Raw genomic sequence first — 18,303 nt, 5'->3', positions numbered from 1 at the left:
GGATTGCACAACAACTGGACATGCACAACGCGCCCCGACTCGGTTGGAGCGGGACGCGTAGACGATTCCCAGTGTACCCCGAGCCATTTGCCCGGTTCCGTCCGCAGAGGACTACCGTGGACGCGTGGGCACTTCTTCCTCCGCTTCCCCCAAACCTCCCCGCAACGGCCTCCTGAAGGCCGCGGTGGCGTGCTTCGCCGTCGGCATCGTCGCGGTCGTCGCCATCTTCTTGATCCCCGCGCTCACCGATGGGACACCGGGTCTGGTGCTCTATCTCCTCACCCTGGCGTGGCCGCTCGGTTTCGCTCTCGCTATCGGGTTCGCCCTGCAGTCGGGCCGTCGCGCCCGGAACGGACGGAATACATGAGGGTCCTGCTGAACATCATCTGGTTGATCTTCGGCGGCCTGTGGCTCGCCCTCGGCTATTTCCTCGCCGGTGTGATCTGCTGCATCCTCATCATCACGATCCCGTTCGGCATCGCGTCGTTCCGGATCGGCGTCTACGCGCTGTGGCCGTTCGGCAAGACGACCGTGGACAGGCCGGGCGCGGGCGCGGCGTCGCTCATCGGAAATGTCATCTGGATCCTGGTCGCGGGCATCTGGCTGGCCCTCGCCCACATCACCACCGCGATCGCCATGGCGATCACGATCATCGGCATCCCCCTGGCCATCGCCAATCTCAAGATGGTCCCGATCTCTCTGATGCCGCTCGGCAAGGAAATCGTTTCGGTGGATTCACGCCCGCAATACCTGTGACCTTAGTCACATCACGGTGCAGTAACAAACGAGACTCGAAACAGGTTTGAGTCGCAACGCCCGCGGCTACCTGCGCCTTCTCCGACGCGTGCGCCCATCTACCCCAGGCCCGGCCGGACTAGTCGTGCGTTATCAAATGGTGACACTCCCCCGCCCAACCGTTACGGTCATGACCGGTCGAACCGCCTGGCTCGGCCGGTCCGAATCCGCCGCGCCAAATTCCTGTCCCGCGGACTCGGAGGTCCCGACGAAAGATCCACGGGGACAGGAAACGGGGGACCCAACCGGTCTCCCAGGAAATCGCCCGGTTCGCCGGACAGTTTCCAGGAGGCCCGGGCCGATGCGCGAGCAACGACCCTAGGGGTGAAGCCGTACCGCTCCACGGAGCGTGCGAACCGTCACAGACGGGACGCGACGGCCGGGCTACCTCTTCAGCCCGAACCCGACAGCTGACCTCGTAGGTGCGTACGGAGAGGAAATTCGGAACATGAGCGGACGCCATCGCAAGCCCTCCAACACCGGTCGTACCGTCGCGAAGTTCGCGCTGACCGGCGCCGTTCTCGGCGTCACCGGCGTCGCCTTCGGCGGCACGGCTGCGGCAGCCCCCGACTCCGACTGGGATCGCCTCGCACAGTGCGAGTCCGGCGGCAACTGGGCTATCAACACCGGTAACGGCTACCACGGTGGCCTGCAGTTCTCCCCCAGCACCTGGAACGCCTACGGCGGTGGCGACTACGCCCCGACCGCAGCAGAGGCCAGCCGCGAGCAGCAGATCGCTGTCGCCGAGCGCGTGCTCGCCGGCCAGGGATGGGGCGCATGGCCGTCGTGCTCCTCGAGCCTGGGCCTGTCCAGCGCTCCGACGGAACGCGCCGTCGACGCCACTCCGAGCGCACCGTCGGCACCGAGTGTCAGCAACCCCGTGCCGCAGCTGCCCGAGGCTCCCGCACTGCCGCCCGAGGCTCAGAACATCATCGCCGGCTTCGAGCAGGGCGTCGAGGCTCTCCAGGACGCCGGCATCCAGCTCGATCCGAGCGTCCTCGACGCCGTTCGCGCCGTTCTCCCCCAGTAAGTCCCCACAGACACGAAAGAGCCCCCCCCCCCGCGCGGGGGCGGGACGAAGAATCAGCGGTTGATGACCGTGCGGGGATGCGTGTAGGGCAGGTCCTCGACCGGCAGCGGAAAGACCATGTCCTCGCCGTACGGCGAAAGCGGGCCGGAACGCGTGGAGGACAACTCGGTGACCGCATGGTCTCCGTCGGCCAGCTCCGGCCATCCGTGGTCGACATACTGTTTCTTCGAAGAGGTAGCCATGCCGCTCATTTTGGCAGGTGAGTTCGTGGTGGGCCACCTCAGGTCTCTAATCTGAAACGGATGACCTCGACCACGCCTGCACCCGACACCGCACCGGACTCCCTCGCCCGGTGGCTGTCCGGTCGGCGAGACACCGAACTGGCTGCTGCACTGCACGCGCGGCCCGACTTGGTCGTGCCCCCACCTGCGACGATGACTGTTCTGGCGAGTCGCGCGCAGCAGCGGGCTTCGGTCTTTCGCGCCGCCGACGAACTGACCACCGCCGACTTCGGGATCATTGCCACTCTGGCGGGCCTCGGTGCCGTGGACGCCGCCGTGCCCCGAAGCACGCTCCTCGACGCGCTCGGCGGTCGTCTCGGCGCCAAGGCGACCGACCGCATACTCGACAAGCTCCGAGGGTTGCTGCTCGTGTGGGGTCCCGCCGACGCGCTGCGGCTCGTCGCCGCATCCGTGGACGCCGTTCCGTGGCGGATCGGCCGGGCCGGCGACGCCGACCTGCCGTCCCGGGAGGAAGTCGAGGAGATGCTCGCCGAGCTCGAACCCTCGCAGCGCAGCATTCTCGACACCCTCGCCCGGACCTCGCCGGTGGGACGCACCCGTGACGCCGCACCGGGCACTCCCGAGGACCGGCCCGTCCAGAGACTTCTCGCCGCCGGATTGCTCGTCCGAATCGACGACGAGACCGTGGAACTGCCGCATCGGGTGGGCCAGGCGATCCGCGGCGATGCGCCGTTCGATCCCGGCTCGCTGACCGCACCCCGCGCCTCCAAAGCCGTCCGCACACTCGCCGATGTCAATGCGACCGCTGCCGGCGCCGCGCTCGAACTCCTCCGGCACTGCGAGAATCTTCTGTCGACGCTCGGCGAGCAACCCGCCCCCGTTCTGAAGGCCGGAGGGCTGGGAGTACGCGAACTCCACCGTCTTGCGAAGGCCGTGGGTATCGAGGACCAGCACGCGGCGCTGCTCGTCGAGGTGCTCGCTGCTGCCGGTCTCCTCGCCCGCGGTATTCCCGACCCTCCTCCGCCGGGAGATATCGACGACTACTGGGCCCCCACCACGTCGGCCGACGGCTGGCTCGCGGCTCCCCCGGCTCACCGCTGGGCCGTTCTGGCGGGCGCGTGGCTGGACATGTCCCGCCGACCGTGGCTCGCGGGCCGACGCGACCAGAACGACAAGCCGATCGCGGCGCTGTCCGACGAAGTGAAATCCACGACCGCCGTCCGCGACAGGCGGCTACTGCTGGAAGTTCTCGCGGACGTCCCCGGCTCCGCGCCCACCGTCGCAGAGATCCGCGCCGTCGCGGCGTGGCGCAGGCCGCGCTGGGCGGGCCGATTCGACCTCGACACCGTCACCGAAACCATCCGGGAAGCCACCGCACTCGCCCTCGTCGCACACGACAGCCTCTCCTCCGCCGGGAAGGCCCTCTTGCACGGCGGAGACGCCGAGTCGGAGATCGCCGCGGCCTTGCCGGAGGCTGTCGACTACGTACTCGTCCAGGCCGACCTGACGATCGTTGCTCCCGGTCGTCTCGTGCCCGAACTCGCCGACCGGATCGCGCTGGTCGCCGATATCGAGTCGGCCGGTGCCGCGACCGTGTACCGGATCAGCGATGCCAGTGTGCGGCGGGCGCTCGACGCCGGGGTGGGCGCGGGTGACCTGCACGCACTGTTCGCCGCCCACTCCCGCACCCCGGTGCCACAGGCGCTCACCTACCTGATCGACGACGTCGCCCGACGGCACGGACGGCTGCGAGCGGGAGTGGCGAGTTCGTTCGTCCGCGCCGACGATCCCGCCCTGCTGGCGGAGGTGCTCTCCGCGCCCGTTGCGGCCACCCTCGCCCTGCGCGCCGTCGCTCCGACCGTGGCGATCTCGCAGGCGCCGCTCGCCGAGGTACTCGCCGAGTTGCGTGCCGCGGGGTTCTCCCCCGCGGGCGAGGACTCGGCGGGCACGGGCGTCGAGCTGCGGCCGCGCGGAGCGCGGGGCACGGTGCCCCGGACCCGCGCGCGCTACGCGGGGCCCATGCCTCCGAACGAGGAACAACTCGCGACCCTCGTCCGTACCCTGCGTGCCGGAGACCGTACGGAGTCCGCGTCGTCGGGTGCCTCCGCTCGCGGGGACGGCAGCCGAACGGGAGGCGCAGCGACCCTCGCGCTGCTGCAACTCGCGTTGCACGCACACCGCAGCATCACACTCGGCTACGTCGACGCGCAGGGCGTGGCGACCCGCCGCATCGTCGATCCCGTTGCTGTCGGCGGTGGGCAACTCGAAGCCTTCGATCCCGCCTCGGGGACCGTCCGCAGTTTCGTGCTGCACCGCGTGACATCGGTTGCGCTCGTCGACTGACGACCGCCGCTTCCCCGCGGGCACATTGATCCCTTCGACCGGCTAGCCGTCCACCGGCGCGACCCGGATCAGGTTTCCGTCCGGGTCCGCAATCACGAAGGTGCGGCCGTAGACGTCGTCGTGAGGCTTCTCGACGACCTCGACGCCGGTGGCACTCCACCGCGAGAAGATCTCGTCCACCTCGGAGGCGGGCCCCGGAACGGTGAGGCCTATCTCGGAGGTGCGGGGCGTGCCCGGGGTCGCGTGGTCGCTCCGGCCGGACCACAGTGCGAACTCCACCCCCGGAGCCACCCCGAACGCGACGTAGCGGGGACTGACGAACACCGGTTCGATGTCGAACAGGTTGCGGTAGAACGCCGTCGCCGCGGCCGCGTCGCGGACGTAGACGAGAAACAGGTTGGGTGCGGGCATCGGTCCTCCTCGATACTTCGTTGCTCGGACGGGACCGACTCAACCGCGCAATCGCGTCAGAACCTGTCATGTTTTCCGTGAGAATCGGGATTCGTGAAGGCCACTCGACTGCTCGCACTGCTCTTGCTCCTGCAAACGCGTCAGCGCGTGTCTACGACTGAGCTGGCCGAACGGCTCGAGGTATCCCGTCGTACGGTCCTGCGGGACGTCGAAGCGCTTTCGGCTGCCGGCGTGCCCGTCTACGCCGAACGTGGCCGGCACGGGGGCATCGTCCTGCTCCCCGGGGCGCGCCTGAACGCCTCCCATCTCGAGCCCCCGGAGATGGAGGCGTTGTCGATAGCGGGCCTCGATCGGGCGCAACTCGCACAGCTGGGCCTGGACGGATCCCGCGACATGGCCGACCGCAAGATCGCGGCGCGCAGGGCCGCGACGGGGACCGGACCGAGCCTGGCCGATCTCGTCGTCGTCGACAATGCCGGCTGGCTCGCTCCGCAGCGGGATACGGCGAGCGTGGCCGACCTGGCGCTCGATCTCCTGAATCGGCCCCGCCTGTGGGTGCGCTATCGGAGCAGCGGCGACGACCGCGCCTCGTCCCTCGTCGTCGATCCGTACGGCCTGGCGGCGAAGTCGGGCAGGTGGTACCTCGTCGCCGACGACGAGCAACGACCACGACTGTTCAGTCTGGAGCGGCTCGACAGCTACGAGACCCTTTCCGAACCGGCGAGACTCCGCTCGGGCCACGACCTCCGCTCGGTGTGGGCCGGGCTGGTGCGGCGCACCGAGACACCGGGCCGGGTCGCCGTGCGGGCGCGGCTACGGGAAGATCGGCTCGACCTCGCCGGACGCATTCTGGGTTCGCGGCTCGAAGACGTCGAACCCCCCGAGGACGGTTGGTGTGCCGTGAGGATCGTCTACCCGGACATCGAGTCGGTGCGACAGCTTCTGCAGTTCGGAGATCACCTCGAGGTTCTCACGCCTGCGGACGCGCGGCGGCGGATAGCCGAGCTCGCATCGGATCTCGTGCGGCGGCACACCCCCACGACGTGACCCCCGGCAGGCTGGGGCCGGCGCCTGGTCACCGCTCGCGGACGAGCGCGAACGGCGACGCCGCGAGGCGGGACCACGGTCCGCCCACGAAGGTCAGTCCGAGCAGCGTGCCGTCGTCGAGGGAGCGGAACTCGTCGCGCACCCAGCGCCAGGGCACCGGCGCGGACCCCTGGGGTCCGGTTCCGTAGGAGACGACCAAGGCTTCGCTGCCGTCGAGCCACGACGCGTCGGTCGAGATCGTGGCGGGCAGGCTGTCGCGCAGGGCGCCGTCGCCGTCGCGAAGCACATTGACGGCGCCGCCCGCACCGTCGAAACGCTTACCGTGCCAGCCGCGCATGCCCCCGAGGGCGATGGCGCGCGGCGCGACCGCGCGGAGGAGTGCCGGACCCACGAAGACGGCGCGGTATGTCCCCTGCACATCTGCCGGGGCGGGAGCCCGCAACTCGGAGAACCGCGTCCGCAGCCGCCCCAGGGACTGCGGCAGCGCGTCGATCGCATGTGCCTGTTCACCGTGCACGACATCCTCCTTCGCCCGACCGCGCGGGTGCGGCACGGTGTTCGCCGTCACAACCTACCGCCGTCACCTTTTCGTGCGGTATCGCGGTGCGGACCGACCCTTTCCTGCGCGACTGGCTTTTTTCTGTAAATGGGTTATGGTCTGGACTTGTCGAGTGTTCGACCATTCCCGAAAGGAACGACAATGGCCGACAAGGGCAAAACTCTCAAGAAACCGTCGCAGTCCCTCAAGGAACGGCGCGCGGAAAAGCGCCAGAAACAGACCGACGACACCGAATTCATCAAGAAGCGCAAGCGGCACTGACGGCTTTCCGGCGCACGACCACCTCGGGACACAGAGTGACCACATCCTCAGCCACCCTGCTGGACGACCTGTACGAGCAGTTCACAGACATTTCGGAGCGCGCGGGGGACGACGGTTCGCCGTCGCCCTTCGCGCACGGCTTCCGGTCCGCACTCGCGCGGGCACGCCTTTTCGTGCTCGACGCGCAGGCCGGTGAATTCTCCCGGATGGTGTGACCCTCGGGTTTTTTCAGCAATTCGGCAACAAAGAATCAGAAGACAGGATTTCACAAGTGAAAAGGACGATGTCGGCCCTGGATAGAATTCAGGAACGCCTCGAGCACGAATTGGATTCTTCACCGGCACTGTCGGAAAAGGACGCGGGCTATCGCTCCGGAATTTCCGAGGCGCTGGTGTGCTTGATGGAGGTACGTCGCTCTCTCACGGGGTGACGTCGGCGGCACACGCGGCCCGTGGGTGGCGGATCGCGTCTCCAGTCAGGAGAATAGGAGAGTTCTACTCTCTATCCCAGGAGGCATTCGTGGCCGACGGACCCTTGATCGTCCAGTCCGACAAGACCGTGCTGCTCGAGGTCGACCACCCACGTGCCGCCGAAGCCCGACAAGCCATCGCGCCGTTCGCCGAACTCGAGCGCGCCCCGGAGCACATCCACACCTATCGGGTCACACCGCTCGCCCTGTGGAATGCGCGGGCCGCGGGCCACGACGCAGAGCAGGTCGTCGATGCGCTGGTCAGTCACTCGCGTTTCGCGGTCCCCCAACCTTTGCTCGTCGACATCGTCGACACCATGGGCCGCTACGGGCGACTGCAACTGGTGAAGAGCCCCGTCCACGGCCTCACCCTGGTGAGCCTGGACCGTGCGGTTCTCGAAGAGGTGCTCCGAAACAAGAAGATCGCGCCCATGCTCGGCGCCCGCATCGACGACGACACCGTCGTGGTGCACCCCAGCGAGCGTGGCCGCGTCAAGCAGATGCTGCTCAAGATCGGCTGGCCCGCCGAGGATCTTGCCGGTTACGTCGACGGTGAGGCGCACCCGATCACCCTCGACATGGAATCGAACCCCTGGCATCTGCGTGACTACCAGGAGATGGCGGCGGATGCGTTCTGGGCCGGCGGATCCGGGGTCGTGGTGTTGCCGTGTGGGGCCGGGAAAACAATGGTCGGCGCAGCAGCCATGGCGAAAGCCGGTGCCACGACCCTGATCCTGGTGACCAACACCGTCGCGGGGCGGCAGTGGAAACGCGAACTGATCGCGCGCACCTCCCTCACCGAAGAGGAGATCGGCGAGTACTCCGGGGAAAGGAAAGAGATCCGGCCCGTCACGATCGCCACGTATCAGGTGATCACCCGCAAGACGAAGGGCGAGTACCGCAATCTCGAGCTGTTCGACTCCCGGGACTGGGGCCTGATGATCTACGACGAGGTGCATCTGCTTCCCGCACCGGTGTTCCGGATGACAGCCGACCTCCAGTCGCGTCGCCGGCTGGGCCTGACCGCGACCCTCGTGCGCGAGGACGGTCGTGAAGGCGATGTGTTCTCCCTGATCGGCCCGAAGCGTTACGACGCGCCGTGGAAAGACATCGAGGCCCAGGGGTGGATCGCCCCGGCGGACTGCGTCGAGGTGCGAGTCACGCTCACCGACGCGGAGCGGATGGCCTACGCGGTCGCCGAGCCGGAGGAGCGGTACAAGCTGTGCTCGACCGCCCGGACCAAGATCCCGGTGGTGGAGTCGATTCTCGCGAAACACGCCGGTGCTCCCACGCTCGTCATCGGCGCCTATATCGACCAGCTCGACGAGCTGGGTGCCGCTCTCGACGCCCCGGTGATCAAGGGGTCGACACGGAACAAGGAACGCGAAGCGCTGTTCGACCGGTTCCGGGCGGGCGAGCTGGGCGTGCTCGTGGTCTCGAAAGTCGCGAACTTCTCGATCGACCTGCCCGAGGCGTCGGTCGCCGTGCAGGTGTCCGGAACGTTCGGGTCCCGGCAGGAAGAAGCCCAGCGTCTGGGCCGGCTGCTGCGACCCAAGCACGACGGCGGGCAGGCCCACTTCTACTCCGTGGTCGCCCGCGACACCCTCGACGCCGAGTACGCCGCCCACCGGCAGCGGTTCCTCGCGGAACAGGGGTACGCGTACCGGATCACCGACGCCGACGATCTTCTCGGACCGCAGATCGGCTGAGACCCGCCGGCCACCGAGCGGGCGCGCCCGCCAGCCGGATGCTTCCGGTGAACGTGGCCGCGCGCGTGGCCGATATGCTGGATCACGTGCGCCGATTCGAGTTTCCCGTCGACCTGCCCCACGCGAAAGCCGTGAACCAGACGCTCGCGGAGGTGCGCAGTCTGCGACGATCCGCGGTGATCGTCGCGTTGTTGTGCGCCGCGGGTGCGGTGTGGCTCTTCGTCCTCGGCCACGCCTGGTCGTACATCGTCGGATCGGTGCTCGTCGTGGCCGCGGTGACGTCGGTGTGGGTCGCGTTGTGGGCTCCCCGCAAAGTCGGCACGATCGAAGACCTCTACCGCGACAGCCCACTGGTTCCTGCGCTGGTCGCGACCACCCGGGCCCGTGGTCTGACCCTGCTCGCCCTGATCGATATCGCCAAGCCCACCGACGGCGCGGCGGAAGGCACCGGGCGCCATCATTACGCCCTCGTCACCCGGGACGTCCAGGCCATCCCGGGGCACCGCGCGAAGGTGGGCGAACGGGTTCCCTGTGTCGCCGTGCTCTCCGACCGCACCACACGCAACAAGTCCGGGGTGTGGCAGATGGTCAGCCCGATGCCTCTTGCGTGGGCCACTCGTGATGCTGCGGTCCTGGCGAAGGCCACGGCGGCGATCGACGAATCCGAATGGAAACTGCTGAAGTCCAAGCTGTCTTCCGCGGACGAGATCAACGCCAGCGACGAGCGACGAGTCGAACTGGACCTGAGGGAACTTCCACCGGAACTGCGCTGACATGCAGCCCTCGATCCTCACCGACGGCACCGTCGTCCTGTCCGTCCCCGGAAGCGGGGACATCGACGCGATCACCGACGGCTGTAGTGATCCCGCGGTCGCAAAATGGACCACAGTCCCCCACCCGTACACCCGTGCCGACGCCGTCAGGTTCGTGGAGGACATCGTTCCGCACAAGTGGGCCAACGGTTTTCCCGACTGGGGAATCCGCACGAGTCGTGACGGCCCGCTGCTCGGAATGATCGGTTTCGTGCAGCACGGCAGCGCAGCGCCCGAGATCGGTTTCTGGCTGGCTCCCGAGGCCCGCGGCCGCGGACTCGCCACCGCCGCCGCACGTCTGGTGTGCGACTTCGCTTTCGGCCGGCACGGGTTGCAGGCATGGCGTGTGGAGTGGCGAGCGCTGGTCGGCAACGTGCCGTCCGCGGCCGTCGCACGCCGCCTCGGTTTCCGGTTCGAGGGGGTCGCCCGACACGGCCTCCTGCAACGGGGAGTCCCGCGCGACGTGTGGGTGGCGGCCCTGTTGCCCGGCGACCCCCGCGAACCGGCCGACGGTTGGCCGGTCTGACGTCCCCTACGCGAGGTGCGGAAGCACCTCCTGCTCGAACAATTCGAGTCCCGTGGTGTCATAGGCCGCTTCGGGGAAGTAGAAGATCGCGTACTCGAGTCCCTGCTTCTTCAGCGCCGTGAGGTTCTCGACGATCTGCTCGGGCGTTCCCACCGCGGGCATACCCCGGAATGCGTCCAGCGCCCCGTCCGCCTTCTCGGCACCGACGATCGGTTCGAGTCGTGCACGCAGCGCCTCGAGCCTGTCCTGCACCTCCGCTTCCGTCCGTCCGATCGCGACGTTGTAGTTGGCGGACCGCACGATGGCATCGAAATCCGTGCCGACCTCGGCGCAGTGCTCTCGCAGGACCTGCGACTTGTGCGCGAATCCCCGGGGGGTTCCGTCGAAGTTGGTGTACTGCGCGTACTTCGCCGCGATCTTCAACGTCACCTTTTCCCCGCCGCCGGCGATCCAGAGCGGGATCCCACCTTCCTGGAGGGGCAGCGGACGCACAATCGCTCCGTCGACTTGGTAGTGCTTGCCGTCGAGCGTTGCCGTGCCCGTGGTCCAGGCCTGCCTGAAGATCTGGACGCCTTCGTCGAGGCGGCGCAAACGTTCTCCGGCGGACGGGAAGCCGTAGCCGTAGGCACGCCATTCCTGCTCGTACCACCCGCCCCCGATACCCATTTCCACGCGGCCGCCCGAGATGATGTCGGCGGTCGCAGCCACCTTCGCGAGATACGCAGGGTTGCGGTAGCTCATGGCCGTACACATCTGACCGAGCCGCACCCGGCTGGTCACGGCGCCGAATGCGGACACCAGAGTCCACGCCTCGTGGGTGGCCTCGTCGGTGGGTTCGGGGACGGTGTGGAAATGGTCGTACACCCAGATCGATTCCCACGGGCCCTTGTCGGCGCGTAACGCGAGATCGCGCATGACGGGCCACTGATCGGCGGGATCGATACCGACCAGGTCCAGTCTCCAACCTTGAGGGATGAAAAGTCCGAAACGCATGTGGGTCCTCACTCGAGTCGACGATCTTGTTGCCTGGGCAAGTATCCCCCGATTCGGTACGGACGATGCCGTGTGCTCCGCCGATGGGAGCGCACGCACGCGTCAGAATCAGCGAAAACCTCGACAGGCCAGCCCTATTCGGTGCGGTACCGGCGGCCCACGTCGTCGAGCCGTGCTCGCAGCGCCACCAGAATCGGGCGCTGGCCCTTCACCAGCTTGGTTTCCGCGTCGGAGAACGTGATCCAGCGGGCATCGTCGACTTCGGGAATCGTCAGCCGCTTCCCCGACCGGGGCGGCCATTCGATCTCGCACGTGTTGCTCGAGACGAACCGGAGGTCGGCGTCGGTTTCGCCGGCGTAGACACTCACGATCTTGCCCGACGCCTGCCGATAACGGCCGAGCAGCGACAACGGCACGTCCGGCGCGGGAAAGCCGCATTCCTCCTCGAACTCACGGGTCGCGACTTCGCGGGGCTCCTCCTCGGGTCCGTACTCTCCCTTCGGCACCGACCAGGCGGCGGTGTCCTTTCCAGTCCAGTACGGGCCGCCGGGATGCACGAGCCACAGCTCGAGCAGCCCGGTGTCGTCGACGCGGTAGAGCAGCAGACCTGCGCTCGTCACCGGCATCGCTCACCTCCGTGCACCGTGTCGGATGCACCCGGAGTCCTGCCCGCGACGGTGATCCTGCTCGTAGCATCGAGAATATGCGCGCGTCCGGGCTTGCGGAATCATTCGAGGAACACCGCGCCCACCTGTTGACGGTCGCGTACCGGCTCACGGGCAGTGTCGCCGACGCCGAGGACGCGGTGCAGGACTCCTGGCTCCGGCTCGCGACCGTCGATGCCGGCGAGATCGGCAATCTGCGTGCGTGGCTGACCACTGTCGTGGGCCGGCTGTGCCTCGACAAGCTCCGGTCCGCCGCGGTACGGCGCGAGAAATATGTGGGACAGTGGCTGCCGGAACCGATTGTCACGCCACTCGGCGGCACCAGCCCGCCGGACCCGCTCGAACAGGTGGTGCAGCACGAGGACAACCGGCTCGCCGCGCTGATCGTCCTCGATGTGCTGCCGCCGCCGCAGCGCATCGCGTTCGTGCTGCACGACGGGTTCGGTGTGCCGTTCGACGAAGTGGCGACCGTTCTCGGCATCGGGTCGGCAGCGGCGCGGCAACTCGCCTCCCGCGCTCGCCGTGCCGTGGCCGACACACCGCCCCCGACCCCCACCGCCGAACACGAGAACGCCGTCGCCGTGCTGGTGGCGGCGTTCGCCGCGGGAGACATCGACGGCGTGATCGCGGCGCTGCACCCCGATGCGCGGCTGATCGGAGACGCCGGTGGCACCACCTCGACCGCACTCAACGTGGTGTTCGGTGCGGAGAAGTTCGCCCGGTTCTTCGCAGGGCTGATACGCCGGTACGGCCCGGAGTCGTTCGCGGCGTTCGAACCGGTCCGCGTCAACGGCGAACTCGGCCTGCTCAACCACGGGCTCGGCGGCGACGGTCGGCGCGGATACCCGCCCCGCGTGACGGGATGCACGGTTCGCGACGGCCGGGTCTGGGCCGCCTACGACCTGGCCAACCCGGAGAAATTGCGGCGCGGCGTTCTCGTACCCCTGGGCCGGCGCTGATCCGTCGCCCGGACCCCGGCGCCACCGCTAGGGTCGGGCGCATGGACCAGCGTCTCAGTCTCGTGACCCTCGCCGTCGAGGACGTCGACCGCGCCCGGGAGTTCTACGTGGACGGACTGGGCTGGTCCGCAGTGGTCGAAGAACCCGGCGAAGTGGTGATGATCCGTGTCGGCGCCCACGTGATCCTGTCGTTGTGGGCCCGCACCGAATTCGAGGCGGAGGTCGGCCCGACATCGTGGAGCGGGGTTCCACCCGTCACCCTCGCCCACAACGTCGCGACCCGCGACGAAGTGGACGTCGTGCTCGAGACCGCCCGACGGGCAGGCGCCGATCCGGTGTCGGGCGGCACCGACCGCCTGTGGGGCGGTTACACCGGTTATTTCGCCGACCCCGACGGCTTTCGCTGGGAGGTCGCCTGGAATCCGGGCTCGATCGCCGAGATCGTGATACCCGAGTAACTCACTTCCCCGCCGCCGCAGCGTCGTCCGCCCACGGCACACGACACGCATCGGTGCTGAAGCCCTGCTCCTGGATGCCCAGTGCCGAGTTCATCCGGCCCCGCATGTTCTCGAGAGCGATCTGATAGGTCAGTTCCACCACCCCGGCCCGCCCGAATCTCCGTTCGAGATCCGCGACCTGCTCGTCTGTCACGGCGGTGGCAACATCCCCGGTGACCGCGTCCGCGTATGCGATCGCAGCCTTCTCGTCGTCGCTGTACAGGTCCGACGTCGCATAGTCGGCGATGTGGGCGAGGCGCTCGGTGTCGAGTCCGTCGAGGCGCTGCAGCATCGTGCCGAAGTCGACGCACCACGAACATCCGAGAGTCCACGCTGCCCGGTACACCGCGAGTTCACGCACGTTGGCCGGAAGCACCTTCGAGGCTCGCTCGACCAGCATCTCGTGTACTCCGGTCGCGCGCATCAACGCCGGGTGGTGCGCGAGCACCGCGAACGGCTCGGGAACCACCCCGTAGCGGCGCGCAGCAAAGGCATAGGTCGCGCGGGTGGCCAGGCCGGCCCGTTCGGGGGTGACCGGTTCGATTCGCGGCATGACGTCCTCCGGTTTTCTCGCGGCCCCGGGACTCCTCGCCGGTCCCGGCCGAGCCGTTCGTACTGTTGACGAGGCAGCCGTCCCGGATGTGACAGGGCGGACGATAGGCTTCACGAGTGGCTGATTCGAGGAGACCGGCAGCGGCAGTGCGCACCGTCGCCCGGCTACGACCGTTCGCCTCGACGATCTTCGCCGAGATGACCGACCTGGCGATCCGGCACGACGCGATCAACCTGGGCCAGGGTTTCCCCGATGTCGACGGTCCACCGCAGATGCTCGAGATCGCGCGACAGGCCATCGCCGACGGGGTCAACCAGTACCCGCCCGGGTCGGGTATTCCCGCGCTCCGGCAGGCCGTCGCCGCGGACCGCGCCGACCGCTACGGCATCGAACACGATCCCGACTGCGAAGTACTCGTCACCGTCGGAGCCACCGAAGCCATCAGCGCGGCTGTCCTCGGGCTCGTCGAGCCGGGCGAGGAAGTGCTGCTCACCGAGCCGTACTACGACTCGTACGCCGCCGCGGTCGCGCTAGCCGGCGCGACTCGCCGCACCGTCCCGCTCGCCCGGGCGGGAGCCGGCTTCGTGCTGGACGTGGACGCCCTGCGCGCCGCGATCACCGACCGCACGCGCATGCTCATCGTCAACACCCCGCACAACCCCACCGGCACCGTGTACGACGAGACGGCCCTGACGGCCCTGGCCGAGTTGGCGTGCGAACACGATCTTCTGGTGTTGTCGGACGAGGTGTACGAACACCTGGTGTTCGACGGCCGCCGGCATATCCCGCTCGCGTCTCTGCCGGGAATGGCGGAGCGCACGGTCACCGTGTCGAGTGCCGCGAAAACGTTCAACGTCACGGGATGGAAGATCGGCTGGGCGCTCGGGCCCAGCGAGCTGATCGACGCCGTGCGCGCGGCGAAGCAATTCCTGACCTTCGTGGGCGGCGCACCCTTCCAGCCCGCAGTCGCCCACGCCCTGACCCACGAGCAGGACTGGATCAGGTCGATGCGCGACGACCTGCAACGCAAACGCACTCTGCTGTCCGATGCATTGAAGGGCGCCGGGTTCGGCGTACTCGACTCGGCCGGAACATATTTCGTGTGCGCCGATCTCACGCCGCTCGGTTACCGCGACGGTGTCGCATTCTGCCGTGAACTGCCGGAACGGATCGGGGTGGCCGCGGTCCCCGTGAGCGTGTTCGTCGACGACACGCAGGCCTGGAACCATCTGGTGAGATTCGCGTTCTGCAAGCGGGACGACGTGCTCGCGGAAGCGGTAGATCGGTTGCGCACGCTGCAGGAGGCCCTCTAGATCATGTCGCGGCCCACCATTCCGTCCGACTTCGTATCCCGGGCGGTACGCACCGGCGCGGACGCCGGAGTCGATCTCCAACCGGCGCTGGACGCGGCCAGAATCAGTCGCGCGGTCCTCGCGCACCCTCACGCGCGCCTGACGCCGGCACAGGTGAGCCGGTTCACCCAGATGGCGTGGCAGATCACGGACGACGAACTGTTCGGGCTGGCGCCCGGTCCGGTCCCTCGCGGAATGTTCCGGGTGATGTGCCTGACGCTGATCCACTGCCCCGATCTCGCGCGCGCGCTCAGCCGCATGGTCGAGGTCAACCGGGTGGTCCGGTCGCTCCCCCAGTTGTCGCTGACCCCGGGTGACACCACCACGTACCTCGATGTCGCGCTGCCGGAGGTGGTCGACGAGAAGACACGCGTCACCGTCGACTTTCTCCTCATGCTGCTGCACCGCTTCGCGGCCTGGCTGGTCGGCGGCAGAGTCCGGCTGGAATCGGTGATGTTGCCGTACGCCGAACCGGATCCGGTTCTTGCTCGTAGTTACGATTCGATGTTCGGTGTCCCCGTGACCTTCGGAGCGGGCCGCGCAGCGCTCGAAATCCACAATTCCGCACTGACGTCGCCGCTCGTGCAGTCGGAGGAGTCGCTCGACGAGTATCTCCGCGACTCCCCGAATCTCATTCTGTCGGAACGGGATTACGAGTCGACCGTGTCGTCGCAGGTGCGCCGCATCTTCGAGTCGGGAATCAACGGACGCACTGCCACCGCCGAGGACATTGCGGGAATGCTCACCGTGAGCACCCCTCACCTCCGCCGGCTGCTGCGCCAGGAGGGCACGTCACTCGGCCAATTGCGCGAGGAAGTACTCCGCGATCTCGCCATCGCCGGGCTGCGGCGCGGCGAGTCGGTCGACGACCTCTCGGCCCGACTCGGGTTCTCCGAGCCGAGTGCCTTCAGGCGCGCGTTCAAGCGGTGGACGGGCAACACCCCGAGCAGTTACCGCTCACCGCGGTAACCGGGGTTCGCAATCCCGCTCCTACCGGGACACGACGACGCACCCGGGAACCCGGTGCCCGGAACCGGCACGGAATCCACCCGGGTTGCATAACGTGGCGGTGAGTGGGTAAGTCTGGGAGGCGAAGCTCTGTCGACCTGGGAGAGGGTGAAACACCGTTATGCGCGCTGCGGTACAGGATGAGTATCCGACCCGGAGCCGAGCGAAGTGCGAATCGTTCGCGAGGCCGGATCCGGTCGTGTGGGGAAGTGCGGCCGAGGGGCCGTTGCCCGCCGAGGCGGTCACCGAATACGACCGCCGAGGATTCCATACTGCAGAAGCGCTTCTTCCCGGGAACGACGTGGGAAACCTCCTGGAAGAAACATCACGGCTCGGCGGTGAACTGGGTGACGACGCGCGTGTGATCCGCGAGCAGGGTAGCGGCGACGTCCGTTCCATCTTCGACGTCCATCTGCTCAGCGATCTCGTGGCCTCTATTGTCCGCCGTCCCGAAATAGCCGGGATTGCACGGCAATTGCTCGGCTCCGACGTGTACATCCACCAATCGCGACTCAACGTCAAACCAGGCTTCCGCGGCGGGCCGTTCTACTGGCACTCGGATTTCGAGACCTGGCACGCCGAGGACGGAATGCCCAAGCCACGGGCGCTCAGCATCTCGCTCGCCTTGACCGAGAACTACGGCTACAACGGCGGTTTGATGATCATGCCGGGTTCGCACCGCACCTACGTCTCGTGTGCGGGAGAGACTCCGGAGGACTACTACCGCGAGTCGCTCGTCACCCACGCGCCGCAGACCGGGTCTCCCGACGAAGACAGCCTCACCCGGATGGCCGCCGAGTACGGCATCGCCACCTTCACGGGATCCGCAGGTTCCGCAACGGTATTCGATTCCAACTGCATGCACGGCTCCAACGGGAACATCACCCCGTTTCCGCGCTCGAATCTCTTCGTGGTGTTCAACAGCGTGGAGAACACCCTGGTAGAGCCGTTCGCAGCGAAGAACCCGCGCCCGCCCTATCTGGGGAGTCGGGACTTCACACCGCTCGTCTGATCCGAGACGGGCATCGCACGTTCGACACCACCCGAGAAGGCCCGCGAGAGTGCGAATCGGCCTCGGTCCGGGTCGTAGAGCCGATATGCGGCATAGACGCCGAGGTGACCCAGCCACTGCAGGCGCACGACGCGTGCGACCTCCGGGGTCAGCAGGCCGTGCACATCGTAGGTTCGGACCATGGAACGGGTGTACTCGATGTACTCCAGGGGTGGGGTCAGCGCCCGGCGGGGAGAGATGTCGACGAACAGATCCGTCAATTGGGCGATCTCGATGTCGTGCTCGCGCAGACAGAGGGCGAGGTCCACGTCCTCGTGGATGCCGGGGTCGGTACTGATCGCCTCCCGCACCTGATCCCATGCGGAGCGCCTGATCACCATGTTGGCGCCGTGGATGTTGTTGACCCGGCGTTCGCCGCCGAACAGACCTTTCGCGACTTGCTTTTCGTAGTACCGCTTCTTCAGCCCGCGGTAGGGCGAGTCGTACGAGTTGTTGAGACCGCTGACCGCGCCGACCGCTGCCACGTCGTCTCTGGCGAAGAACTCCCGTGCGGTACGCGCCCACCCCGCGCGCACACGCGTGTCCGCGTCTATCCGCCCGAAGATCGAACCCTCGGCGGCATCGAATCCCGCGTTGCGGGCGAACGCGACACCGGGGCGCTTCTCCGTCACGAGCCGGACGATCGGATTACCGGCCGCGACAGCTTCGACGATCTGCACCGTGTTGTCGGTGGAATTATTGTCCACCACAATGATTTCGAGGATGTCCTCTTGCTGCTGGAGAAGCGCCGACAAGCATGGCCCGATGTACCGCTCCTCGTTGCGAGCCGGTACGACGATCGACAGTGCCTCCCCATCCATGTGATGGCACGCTACCGCAAGTGGGGTCGGCTCTCTTTGCGTACCACCCAGATTACCGTTTGATCCTTATTGTCTGTATACGGGTTTCGGGCGGGATCGCCGGCGGTGACCCGGCTACGTGCGTCTGCACGCCGGACAGACCGAAAGGTGCTCGTACACAAATCATTTGCCATGTGCGGCATCTGCAGAGCGCTTCGGTG

General features: G+C 67.5%; 21 protein-coding genes and 1 riboswitch. Of the genes, 14 read left to right on the top strand and 7 right to left on the bottom strand.

Going from position 1 to position 18,303, the window contains the following annotated elements:
* Window positions 1-124: 124 nt before the first annotated feature.
* The 3 genes from TVH25_RS02010 (at window position 125) to TVH25_RS02000 (ending at window position 1,825) form a co-directional block, all read left to right on the top strand.
* The gene (locus TVH25_RS02010) at window positions 125-367 is read left to right on the top strand and encodes a hypothetical protein (protein WP_169621188.1); all 243 of its coding nucleotides are present in this window, start codon (window positions 125-127) and stop codon (window positions 365-367) included.
* The gene (locus tag TVH25_RS02005; protein ID WP_169621189.1) at window positions 364-756 is read left to right on the top strand and encodes a YccF domain-containing protein; all 393 of its coding nucleotides are present in this window, start codon (window positions 364-366) and stop codon (window positions 754-756) included. The genes TVH25_RS02010 and TVH25_RS02005 overlap by 4 nt, the downstream gene beginning before the upstream one ends.
* A gap of 247 nt (window positions 757-1,003) precedes the next feature.
* A riboswitch (cyclic di-AMP (ydaO/yuaA leader) is annotated at window positions 1,004-1,236 on the top strand.
* A gap of 7 nt (window positions 1,237-1,243) precedes the next feature.
* On the top strand, window positions 1,244-1,825 hold the full coding sequence (locus tag TVH25_RS02000; RefSeq protein WP_169621190.1) for a transglycosylase family protein: 582 nt from the start codon (window positions 1,244-1,246) through the stop codon (window positions 1,823-1,825).
* 53 nt (window positions 1,826-1,878) lie between these two features.
* Here the strand turns inward: TVH25_RS02000 and TVH25_RS01995 are convergent, their stop codons facing one another.
* Window positions 1,879-2,067 carry a hypothetical protein gene (locus TVH25_RS01995; protein WP_169621191.1) on the bottom strand — a complete coding sequence of 63 codons (189 nt, stop codon included), beginning with the start codon at window positions 2,065-2,067 and terminating at the stop codon, window positions 1,879-1,881.
* 60 nt (window positions 2,068-2,127) lie between these two features.
* Between TVH25_RS01995 and TVH25_RS01990 the strand changes: the two genes are divergently transcribed.
* Window positions 2,128-4,410, top strand: coding sequence for a helicase-associated domain-containing protein (locus tag TVH25_RS01990; RefSeq protein WP_422423245.1), 2,283 nt, complete (start codon window positions 2,128-2,130; stop codon window positions 4,408-4,410).
* Between the two features lie 42 nt (window positions 4,411-4,452).
* On the opposite strand, the gene TVH25_RS01985 is transcribed toward TVH25_RS01990, so the two are convergent.
* Window positions 4,453-4,821 (bottom strand): VOC family protein, encoded by a 369-nt coding sequence (locus tag TVH25_RS01985; protein ID WP_296551070.1) that lies wholly within the window; start codon window positions 4,819-4,821, stop codon window positions 4,453-4,455.
* Between the two features lie 93 nt (window positions 4,822-4,914).
* Here TVH25_RS01985 and TVH25_RS01980 point away from each other — a divergent pair, with 93 nt between their 5' ends.
* Window positions 4,915-5,868 carry a helix-turn-helix transcriptional regulator gene (locus TVH25_RS01980; RefSeq protein WP_422423244.1) on the top strand — a complete coding sequence of 318 codons (954 nt, stop codon included), beginning with the start codon at window positions 4,915-4,917 and terminating at the stop codon, window positions 5,866-5,868.
* 28 nt (window positions 5,869-5,896) lie between these two features.
* On the opposite strand, the gene TVH25_RS01975 is transcribed toward TVH25_RS01980, so the two are convergent.
* Window positions 5,897-6,385 carry a hypothetical protein gene (locus TVH25_RS01975; RefSeq protein ID WP_422423243.1) on the bottom strand — a complete coding sequence of 163 codons (489 nt, stop codon included), beginning with the start codon at window positions 6,383-6,385 and terminating at the stop codon, window positions 5,897-5,899.
* A 338-nt stretch (window positions 6,386-6,723) separates the two neighbouring features.
* Between TVH25_RS01975 and TVH25_RS01970 the strand changes: the two genes are divergently transcribed.
* The 4 genes from TVH25_RS01970 to TVH25_RS01955 all read left to right on the top strand — a co-directional run bounded on the left by TVH25_RS01970 (window position 6,724) and on the right by TVH25_RS01955 (window position 10,204).
* On the top strand, window positions 6,724-6,903 hold the full coding sequence (locus TVH25_RS01970) for a hypothetical protein (protein ID WP_169621090.1): 180 nt from the start codon (window positions 6,724-6,726) through the stop codon (window positions 6,901-6,903).
* A gap of 304 nt (window positions 6,904-7,207) precedes the next feature.
* On the top strand, window positions 7,208-8,866 hold the full coding sequence (locus tag TVH25_RS01965) for a DNA repair helicase XPB (RefSeq protein WP_169621194.1): 1,659 nt from the start codon (window positions 7,208-7,210) through the stop codon (window positions 8,864-8,866).
* A gap of 86 nt (window positions 8,867-8,952) precedes the next feature.
* Window positions 8,953-9,639, top strand: coding sequence for a DUF3239 domain-containing protein (locus TVH25_RS01960; protein WP_422423242.1), 687 nt, complete (start codon window positions 8,953-8,955; stop codon window positions 9,637-9,639).
* Window position 9,640: 1 nt separating this feature from the next.
* Window positions 9,641-10,204: a GNAT family N-acetyltransferase gene (locus TVH25_RS01955; RefSeq protein ID WP_169621196.1), complete on the top strand. Its 564-nt coding sequence runs from the start codon at window positions 9,641-9,643 to the stop codon at window positions 10,202-10,204.
* 6 nt (window positions 10,205-10,210) lie between these two features.
* Here TVH25_RS01955 and TVH25_RS01950 read toward each other — a convergent pair whose 3' ends face one another.
* The gene (locus tag TVH25_RS01950) at window positions 10,211-11,197 is read right to left on the bottom strand and encodes an LLM class F420-dependent oxidoreductase (protein ID WP_422423241.1); all 987 of its coding nucleotides are present in this window, start codon (window positions 11,195-11,197) and stop codon (window positions 10,211-10,213) included.
* Between the two features lie 134 nt (window positions 11,198-11,331).
* On the bottom strand, window positions 11,332-11,823 hold the full coding sequence (locus TVH25_RS01945) for an NUDIX domain-containing protein (RefSeq protein WP_169621198.1): 492 nt from the start codon (window positions 11,821-11,823) through the stop codon (window positions 11,332-11,334).
* Between the two features lie 77 nt (window positions 11,824-11,900).
* Between TVH25_RS01945 and sigJ the strand changes: the two genes are divergently transcribed.
* Both sigJ and TVH25_RS01935 read left to right on the top strand, forming a co-directional pair.
* Window positions 11,901-12,821 (top strand): RNA polymerase sigma factor SigJ, encoded by a 921-nt coding sequence (sigJ, locus tag TVH25_RS01940; RefSeq protein ID WP_422423240.1) that lies wholly within the window; start codon window positions 11,901-11,903, stop codon window positions 12,819-12,821.
* A 41-nt stretch (window positions 12,822-12,862) separates the two neighbouring features.
* On the top strand, window positions 12,863-13,279 hold the full coding sequence (locus TVH25_RS01935; protein WP_296551064.1) for a VOC family protein: 417 nt from the start codon (window positions 12,863-12,865) through the stop codon (window positions 13,277-13,279).
* 1 nt (window position 13,280) lies between these two features.
* Here TVH25_RS01935 and TVH25_RS01930 read toward each other — a convergent pair whose 3' ends face one another.
* Window positions 13,281-13,871: a carboxymuconolactone decarboxylase family protein gene (locus TVH25_RS01930; protein WP_296551063.1), complete on the bottom strand. Its 591-nt coding sequence runs from the start codon at window positions 13,869-13,871 to the stop codon at window positions 13,281-13,283.
* 116 nt (window positions 13,872-13,987) lie between these two features.
* Here TVH25_RS01930 and TVH25_RS01925 point away from each other — a divergent pair, with 116 nt between their 5' ends.
* The 3 genes from TVH25_RS01925 (at window position 13,988) to thpD (ending at window position 17,243) form a co-directional block, all read left to right on the top strand.
* Entirely contained in the window at window positions 13,988-15,184 is a 1,197-nt protein-coding gene (locus tag TVH25_RS01925; RefSeq protein ID WP_422423239.1) for a pyridoxal phosphate-dependent aminotransferase, read from the top strand.
* Between the two features lie 3 nt (window positions 15,185-15,187).
* Window positions 15,188-16,192, top strand: a complete 1,005-nt coding sequence (locus TVH25_RS01920) for an AraC family transcriptional regulator (RefSeq protein WP_169621203.1) — start codon at window positions 15,188-15,190, stop codon at window positions 16,190-16,192.
* Window positions 16,193-16,352: 160 nt separating this feature from the next.
* Complete coding sequence (gene thpD / locus TVH25_RS01915) at window positions 16,353-17,243, top strand: ectoine hydroxylase (RefSeq protein WP_422423238.1); 891 nt, start codon at window positions 16,353-16,355, stop codon at window positions 17,241-17,243.
* Here the strand turns inward: thpD and TVH25_RS01910 are convergent.
* Entirely contained in the window at window positions 17,207-18,103 is an 897-nt protein-coding gene (locus TVH25_RS01910) for a glycosyltransferase (RefSeq protein ID WP_422423237.1), read from the bottom strand. The two genes, thpD and TVH25_RS01910, sit on opposite strands and share 37 nt — an antisense overlap.
* Between the last annotated feature and the right edge of the window lie 200 nt (window positions 18,104-18,303).

Origin of the sequence: Rhodococcus sp. 7Tela_A2, assembly GCF_049311045.1 — a bacterium.
Classification (GTDB): Bacteria; Actinomycetota; Actinomycetes; order Mycobacteriales; family Mycobacteriaceae; genus Rhodococcus.
This window is presented reverse-complemented; position numbering and strand designations above follow the sequence as displayed.